Consider the following 1,307-nt stretch of genomic DNA (forward strand, 5'->3'; position numbering starts at 1 on the left):
ACCTTGTTCATCGAGTGACCGATGGGTCGAGATGATTGGCCTGGATGTTTTTTAACCAGCCACTGGCTTCACACCGGACCACACGGGATGACTCCCTGAGCCCGTCAATGAGGATGAATCATGAGTGACAAGGATAAACAGCCGTTGGCTGCGTCGGCCTCGCCCGAACCCGAGGCGGAAACCGCCGATGCAGCGTTGCAGCATATTGTTGACGGCTTTTTGCATTTTCATCATGAGATCTTTCCGCAACAGGAAGAGCTCTTCAAAAAACTTGCCACGGCCCAGCGGCCACGAGCGATGTTCATCGCCTGCGCCGATTCGCGCATCGTGCCCGAGTTGATTACCCAAAGCTCCCCCGGCGACCTGTTCGTAACCCGCAATGTCGGCAACGTTGTACCGCCTTACGGGCAAATGAACGGCGGTGTTTCCACGGCGATCGAGTACGCCGTACTGGCTCTGGGGGTGCATCACATCATTATTTGCGGGCATTCCGACTGCGGCGCCATGCGCGCGGTGCTCAACCCGGACAGCCTGGAAAAAATGCCCACGGTCAAAGCCTGGCTGCGGCACGCCGAAGTGGCAAAAACCATGGTGCAGGAGAACTGCAACTGCTCTAGCGAAAGCGAAAGCATGCACATCCTCACCGAAGAGAATGTGATCGCCCAGTTGCAGCATCTGCGCACCCATCCGTCGGTGGCTTCGCGCATGGCCAACGGTCAGTTATTTATTCACGGCTGGGTCTACAACATCGAAACCAGCGAAATCAAAGCCTACGACGCCGATCAAGGTTGTTTCCTGCCGCTAAATGGCAGCCTGCCGATTCCTGTGGCGACGCCAAAAGCGCGCTTCTAAATCTTCCTAAATCGATGTGTGGTTTAGCCGAGGCTGCCATTCAGGCAGCCTGGCTTTGCCATGCCTGAAGAAAACTTCGGGAGACTCACCATGCGTGCTGCTCAATTAAAAGCTGTTCTGCCACGGGAGCTGCTGGCTTCGGTGGTTGTGTTTCTGGTTGCCCTGCCCCTGTGCATGGGCATCGCGATTGCCTCGGGGCTGCCGCCGGCCAAAGGTCTGATTACTGGCATCATCGGTGGTCTGGTGGTCGGTTGGTTAGCCGGTTCGCCGCTGCAAGTCAGCGGCCCGGCGGCGGGCCTGGCCGTTCTGGTATTCGAACTGGTCCGCCAGCACGGTATCGCCATGCTCGGGCCGATTCTGTTGCTGGCGGGTTTGCTGCAACTGTTGGCCGGTCGATTGAAGCTGGGCTGCTGGTTTCGGGTGACGGCGCCTGCAGTGGTGTACGGCATGCTGGC

Annotated in this window: 2 protein-coding genes; both read left to right on the forward strand. The window is 58.1% G+C overall.

Annotation, left to right across the window (positions count from 1 at the left end; genetic code table 11):
* Positions 1-120 precede the first annotated feature (120 nt).
* On the forward strand, positions 121-852 hold the full coding sequence (locus tag ACXRVY_RS29615; protein WP_223459173.1) for a carbonic anhydrase: 732 nt from the start codon (positions 121-123) through the stop codon (positions 850-852).
* 90 nt (positions 853-942) lie between these two features.
* On the forward strand, positions 943-1,307 hold a 365-nt coding region (locus ACXRVY_RS29620; protein ID WP_458239034.1), incomplete at its 3' end, for a SulP family inorganic anion transporter.

This window comes from Pseudomonas sp. P5_A2_2, from assembly GCF_054177685.1.